The sequence below is a fragment of the Sporosarcina sp. P16b genome (genome assembly GCF_002743065.1).
Lineage (GTDB): Bacteria > Bacillota > Bacilli > Bacillales_A > Planococcaceae > Sporosarcina.
Window position 1 is genome coordinate 24,706 of sequence record NZ_PDYO01000023.1, and the last position, 6,891, is coordinate 31,596.

Consider the following 6,891-nt stretch of genomic DNA (forward strand, 5'->3'; position numbering starts at 1 on the left):
TTTATATTTTCATGATCGCAATGGTTAGGACAAAAAATAAGACGGATAAGACGATTGTCGCTCTTTGTAGAACGAGATCTAATCCACGTGCTTTTTGTTTTCCGAAAAGTTGCTCTGCGCCTCCGGAGATGGCCCCTGACAGTCCCGCACTCTTACCGGATTGCAATAAAACGACTACTATTAATGCTATAGCTACGACTATCAGCGATGCTGTGAAAACTGCATGCATGTTTTTCCACCTCCAAAAATAGCAAGTTACAACATTTCTATTCTACCAAAGCAAATCTCTCGGCACAACCTTTTGTTACGAATTGTGCCGATTGACTGGTACTAGTTGCGATTATTTATTCAAATTATAGAATGTATCTTTGCCTAGGTACTGTGCAGTTTCAAACAATTGATCTTCGATACGAAGCAATTGATTGTACTTCGCGACACGATCCGAACGAGAAGGTGCACCTGTTTTGATTTGGCCAGCGTTTGTCGCAACTGCGATGTCCGCAATCGTCACATCTTCAGATTCACCTGAACGGTGAGAGATGACTGCTGTATAGCCCGCACGTTTCGCCATTTCAATCGCATCGAATGTTTCAGTCAATGTACCGATTTGGTTCACTTTGATCAGGATCGAGTTACCGATGCCTTCTTTGATTCCGCGTGATAGTTTCTCTGTGTTTGTAACGAAAAGATCGTCACCCACTAATTGCACTTTGTTACCAAGACGCTCCGTCAATAGCTTGTGGCCATCCCAGTCGTTCTCATCCAAGCCGTCTTCAATAGATACGATTGGGTACTTGTCACAAAGCTCTTCATACCAAGCAACCATCTCTTCAGATGTTTTACGGATATCTTCACCTGCAAGATAGTAGTTGTTTTGGTCTTTATCGTAAAACTCAGAAGAAGCTACGTCCATAGCAAGCAAAATATCTTCGCCAGCTTTGTAACCTGCTTTTTCAATTGCTTCAATAATTGTAGAAAGTGCTTCTTCGTTAGAAGCCAGGTTCGGAGCAAATCCGCCTTCGTCTCCAACTGCTGTGTTCAAGCCTTTGCCATGAAGTACCGATTTTAGGCTGTGGAAAATTTCCGTACCCATGCGAAGTGCATGACGGAAAGATTCTGCGCCAACTGGCATAATCATGAATTCCTGGATGTCGACGTTGTTATCTGCGTGCTCTCCACCGTTTAAGATATTCATCATCGGTACTGGCAATTGCTTCGCGTTGAAGCCACCAAGGTACTGGTACAATGGAACGTCTAAGTAGTCTGCTGCTGCGTGTGCAACCGCCATAGATACACCAAGAATGGCGTTAGCACCGAGCTTGCCTTTATTCTCTGTACCATCAAGTTCGATCAATGCTCTGTCGATTACAACTTGATCCAATACGGAATAGTTTTCTTCGAATTCAGAAGAGATGACTTCATTGACGTGATCTACAGCTTTCAATACACCTTTACCGTTATAACGATTTTCGTCGCCGTCACGTAATTCTACCGCTTCATACTCCCCAGTAGATGCACCAGATGGTACGATGGCACGTCCAAAGGCACCGCTTTCTGTGAATACTTCTACTTCTACAGTTGGATTGCCTCGTGAATCCAATACTTCTCTAGCTTGAATGTGGGTAATGATTGGCATGAAAATCTCTCCTTAGAATAATGGTTTTCCGGTCATTTCAACCGGTTGTGGAATTCCTAACATTTTCAATAGCGTCGGTGCCAAGTCTGCAAGAATACCGTCTGTGCGCAGTACGACATCTGGATTCGTGACAATGACAGGTACAGGATTTGTCGTGTGCGCTGTCATAGGTTGTCCACCGATTGTCGTTACTTCATCCGCATTGCCGTGATCCGCTGTGATGATAGCAGATCCGCCTTTTGCCGATAAAGCGTCAATGATTCGGCCTAAACAAGCGTCAACCGTTTCAATCGCTTTTACAGTGGGCTCTAGCATTCCGCTATGGCCGACCATATCCGGATTCGCGAAGTTTAGGATAATAGCATCTTGTCGTTCCGCTTCGATTTCGGCAACTAACGCATCCGTCACTTCGTATGCGCTCATTTCCGGTTTCAAATCATACGTTGCGACTTTTGGCGAATTGATAAGAATTCGAGTTTCCCCTTCAAACTTCTCTTCGCGTCCGCCACTCATAAAGAACGTGACATGTGGATACTTTTCCGTTTCCGCAATTCGCAACTGACGCTTGCCTTGATCTTCAAGCACTTCACCAATTGTTTTGGTTAAATTGACATTATGGAATACAATGTCCGCTACTACCTCATCATTATAATGCGTAAAGCCGACAAAATGTAAGTCCGTAAATTTTTTCACGCCTCGATCAAAGCCATCAAAGTCAGGTTGCGTTAGAGCACGTGACAATTGAATCGCACGGTCTGGACGGAAATTGAAGAAGATGACCGCATCTCCATTGTCAATCGTCGCCACCGGTTTGCCGTCTTGTTGAATGACAAACGGCTCGACAAACTCATCATGTATTTCTTCGGCATAAGAAGCTCGGATTCCTTCTTCTGCTGAATCACAATGTGGTCCGATCCCATACACCATAGCGTCATACGTTTTCTGCACCCGTTCCCAGCGCTTGTCGCGGTCCATCGCAAAATATCTGCCGGACACAGTCGCAATCTGACCGACACCGACTTCTTCCATCACATCTTCAGTACGTTTGATATAAGGAAGAGCCGTCGTTGGTCCTACGTCACGGCCATCGAGGAATGCATGCAAGTAGACGCGTTCTACACCGTGTTCTTTCGCCATTTTCAATAAAGCGAATAAATGCTCATAATGACTATGAACGCCACCGTCAGACAGCAACCCCATCACGTGAAGTGCAGAACCATTCGTTTTGACATGCTCCATCGTTTCAAGCAATGCCGCGTTGGCAAAGAACTCGCCTTCACGAATCGACTTATTGATACGCGTCAAGCTTTGATAGACGATACGTCCAGCACCAATGTTCAAGTGCCCCACTTCAGAGTTCCCCATTTGTCCTTCTGGTAACCCTACTGCTTCTCCACATGCCGTCAATGTTGCGTGCGGGTAGTTCTCCCACAGCAAGTCAAAATTTGGAATGTTGGCGTGCGCTACCGCGTTGCCGTACGTTTCATCTCGTAAGCCAAAACCGTCCAAGATAATTAACGCGACCGGTTTATTCGCCATGAGTCCCAGCCTCCACTAATTTAACAAATGCGGTCGGATCAAGACTTGCTCCTCCGACTAATGCACCGTCGATATGATCTTTGCTAAGTAATTCAGCGATATTTTCTGGTTTTACACTACCGCCATATTGAATGCGTACTGCATTCGCCACGTCTGATGAGTAGAGTGTTTCGATCTTATGACGGATCGCTGCACATACTTCATTGGCATCGTCAGCCGTTGCTGTTTCGCCTGTGCCGATCGCCCAGATAGGTTCGTACGCAATGACGGACTGTTTCGCTTGTTCCGCTGTGACACCGAATAACGCTTTTTCCACTTGCGCTGAGACGATCGAAACCGTTTCGAGTGCTTCGCGCTGTTCCAATGTTTCGCCTACACAGATGATCGGAACTAGGTGATGGTTGAACGCTGCGAGTACTTTTTTATTCACTGTATCGTCTGTTTCATTGAAGTATTGGCGACGTTCAGAATGTCCAAGAATGACATAGTGTACCCCTAAGTCTTCAAGCATGGCCGGGCTAATTTCGCCAGTGAACGCCCCTTCGTCTGTGTCATGCATCGTTTGAGCGCCTACTTTGATTGCAGTCGTTTCAAAACGTTGCAGTAAATCGTTCAGATACAATGCTGGTGGGCAAATGACTGCTTCGACTTGATCTGACGCCGTGAGTTGTTCTTTAATATGTTCCGCAAATTCTGCAGCTTCCCTAGATAATTTAAACATTTTCCAGTTGCCCGCAATGATTCGTTTTCGCAAAAGAATTCCTCCTTATTCTCGATCTTGTAATACAGCTACTCCTGGCAACTCTTTGCCTTCCATGAATTCGAGTGAAGCGCCGCCACCTGTAGATACGTGATCCATTTGATCCGCTACTTCAAACTTTTCAACAGCCGCTGCAGAGTCCCCTCCACCAATTACCGTATACGCAGACGTTTCCGCCATTGCATCCGCCACAGTTTTCGTTCCGTTTGCGAATGGTTCCATTTCGAACACACCCATCGGCCCGTTCCAAATGACAAACCGTGAGTCTTTAATGACTTGCTCGTAACGCTTTGCAGTTTCCGGCCCGATATCCAGACCCATCCAGCCTTCTGTAATGGCATCGACTGAAACCGTTTTAGTTTCTGCATCCGCAGCAAACGTATTCGCTACGACTGCATCTGTCGGCAAGTATAGAGTGACTGCCTTTCGCTTCGCCTTTTCAATGAAAGACTTCGCCAACTCTACTTTATCTTCTTCTACTAGAGAATCTCCAGTTTCATGACCTTGTGCGCGTGTGAATGTATACGACAATCCGCCACCAATCAACAAGTTATCGACTTTATCCAACAAATTATCGATAACACCGATTTTGTCTTTTACTTTCGCGCCACCTATGATCGCTGTGAAAGGACGATCGGGATGAGACAATGCTTTTCCGAGAACATCTAATTCTTTCTCGAGTAAGAAACCAAGAACGCCAGGTATGTATTCTGCAATTCCAGCGGTAGAAGCATGTGCGCGGTGCGCTGTTCCAAATGCGTCATTCACAAAGATGTCGGCAAGTTCTGCAAATTGCTTGGATAGTTCAGCATCATTCTTCTCTTCGCCTGGATTAAAGCGAACGTTTTCAAGCAAAATCACGTCGCCATCTTTCATTTCTGCAATCGCTTTCTCCACTTCTTCACCGATCGATGAATCGAGTTTCTTCACTGTTTTACCTAGAAGCTCAGACAATTTATCGCCAGCAGGTGTCATACGCATATCTTCTTTCACTTCACCTTTAGGCCGTCCTAGGTGGCTAGCTAAAATAACTTTTGCCCCCGCGTTTGTCATATATTCAATTGTTGGTAGTGCCGCTCGAATGCGCGTATCATCCGTTACCTTTCCATCTTCCATCGGTACGTTGAAATCTACGCGACAAAATACGCGCCGACCGTCCAAAGTAATATCCCTGATTGTCTTTTTCATGTTCATTCAATAAGTCCTCCTCGGCTTAAATACAAAAAGAGGAACGGGGTTCTCCGTTCCTCTCACCCATATTTATTCATTATAATCGGTTAGTTGTGGAATGGCTACGATTTATAACAGAATTCATGGTTTTCTCTACTTATAGACCTTGTTCGTTCATATATCGTGCTAAATCGATACAACGAGCGGAGTAACCGGACTCATTATCGTACCAAGAAATGACTTTCACCATATTGCCTTCCATGACCATTGTAGACAAACCGTCTACTGTGGAAGATGCAGTGTTTCCATTGTAATCAACAGATACGAGTGGCAAATCACTGAAGAATAGACGTCCTTTTAATTCGCCTTCAGATGCTTTCTTCAATGCACTATTCACATCTTCTACTGTTACTTCTTTTTCTAGTTCTGTCACAAAGTCAACAAGTGAAACATTCGGAGTCGGTACACGCACTGCCATTCCATCTAGTTTTCCTTTTAATTCAGGAATGACTTTCGTTACAGCGGAAGCTGCACCTGTTGAAGTCGGAATCATCGACACACCAGCCGCACGCGCACGTCGGTAGTCAGAGTGTGGAAGATCAAGAATTTTCTGGTCGTTCGTATACGAGTGAATAGTCGTCATCATCCCGCGCTTAATACCGAATGAATCGTTCAACACTTTCACAATAGGCGCTAAACAGTTCGTCGTACAAGACGCGTTCGATACGATGTTGTCGTTCGCTGCATCATACGTTCCTTCATTGACACCCATCACAAGTGTAGTCATTTCACCTTGCGCTGGAGCCGACAAGATGACTTTCTTTGCGCCTGCATCCAAGTGTTTTTGCAGTCCTTCTTTTGAACGGAAAACACCTGTACAATCGATAACGATATCTATCCCAAGATCTTTCCAAGGTAGATTTGCAGGATCTTTTTCTGCAAATACACTAATCTTTTTGTCATTTACACGAATGGAAGATTCATCTGATTGCACGTCTGCATCGAAAATACCGTGTACTGAATCATATTTCAATAAATGAGCCAACATCGCTGCGTCTGTCAAATCATTGATTGCTACTACTTCCATATCCTCAGTTGCAAATGCTTCTCGAAGCACCAATCGGCCAATTCGTCCAAATCCGTTAATCGCTATTTTCACTGTCATAATAAATCGCCTCCGTTAAAGTAGTTGTTATGTTTTCGCCTATTGCAAAAGTTAAATATAAGAATTCATAATCCCATAAGCACCGTTGATTTCCGTTCCAGGCGGACGCGTTCCGCGGGCACGGCTTCAATCTCCTCGTCCGCTTCGCTTCCTGCGGGGCTTTCAGCTCGCGCTGTTCCCGCTGGAGTCGCCGCCTTCCACTACAATCAACTAAGTATTTTTTTAACAAATTAATTTAAACTTACATAGACGCTGTATCTAATTTCTACATAATCGACAGCATATTTTGTGCTGCGCCTTCGTCTGTCACTAAAATGGTTTGGGACGGTGCACTCGCTAAATACGACAGCAGTGCTTCCGCTTTACTCGCCCCGCCGGCTACTGTGAGCACGAGCGGAACGTCTTGCAATTGCTCCATCTGAATCCCAACTGTACGAATACGATGGACAATTTCACCTTGCTGATTAAAATAAAAGCCGAATGCTTCTTAAAATGTACCCTTTGTAAAGGACAGTTTTAAAAAAGCCTAGACTGTTTGTTGAAGCTGTTGTCTGTATTTTGCAGGCGGCAGCTTTTTCAAATTCCATTGACCTCGATAATGATTGTAGTACGTCATATAAC

General features: G+C 44.8%; 7 protein-coding genes and 1 pseudogene. All 8 read right to left on the reverse strand.

Translation table 11 applies throughout. The annotated features are described in order from the left end of the window. Position 1 precedes the first annotated feature (1 nt). Complete coding sequence (gene secG, locus CSV77_RS15735) at positions 2-229, reverse strand: preprotein translocase subunit SecG (RefSeq protein WP_029054061.1); 228 nt, start codon at positions 227-229, stop codon at positions 2-4. Between the two features lie 111 nt (positions 230-340). Then, a complete protein-coding gene (gene eno / locus CSV77_RS15740) occupies positions 341-1,636 on the reverse strand; it encodes a phosphopyruvate hydratase (protein ID WP_099630676.1) in 1,296 nt (431 codons plus the stop codon). A 12-nt stretch (positions 1,637-1,648) separates the two neighbouring features. Next, positions 1,649-3,175 (reverse strand): 2,3-bisphosphoglycerate-independent phosphoglycerate mutase, encoded by a 1,527-nt coding sequence (gpmI, locus tag CSV77_RS15745; protein ID WP_099674140.1) that lies wholly within the window; start codon positions 3,173-3,175, stop codon positions 1,649-1,651. Further along, positions 3,165-3,929, reverse strand: a complete 765-nt coding sequence (gene tpiA / locus CSV77_RS15750) for a triose-phosphate isomerase (RefSeq protein WP_099674141.1) — start codon at positions 3,927-3,929, stop codon at positions 3,165-3,167. The genes gpmI and tpiA overlap by 11 nt, the downstream gene beginning before the upstream one ends. Before the next feature lie 12 nt (positions 3,930-3,941). Further along, positions 3,942-5,129 carry a phosphoglycerate kinase gene (locus tag CSV77_RS15755; protein WP_099674142.1) on the reverse strand — a complete coding sequence of 396 codons (1,188 nt, stop codon included), beginning with the start codon at positions 5,127-5,129 and terminating at the stop codon, positions 3,942-3,944. A 133-nt stretch (positions 5,130-5,262) separates the two neighbouring features. Further along, complete coding sequence (gap, locus tag CSV77_RS15760; RefSeq protein WP_099674143.1) at positions 5,263-6,270, reverse strand: type I glyceraldehyde-3-phosphate dehydrogenase; 1,008 nt, start codon at positions 6,268-6,270, stop codon at positions 5,263-5,265. Positions 6,271-6,535: 265 nt separating this feature from the next. Continuing rightward, positions 6,536-6,745, reverse strand: a pseudogene (locus CSV77_RS15765) (sugar-binding domain-containing protein); the annotation flags it as partial. A 51-nt stretch (positions 6,746-6,796) separates the two neighbouring features. Then, the coding region (locus tag CSV77_RS17420) for an IS3 family transposase (RefSeq protein ID WP_369802738.1) at positions 6,797-6,891 on the reverse strand (95 nt) is incomplete at its 5' end.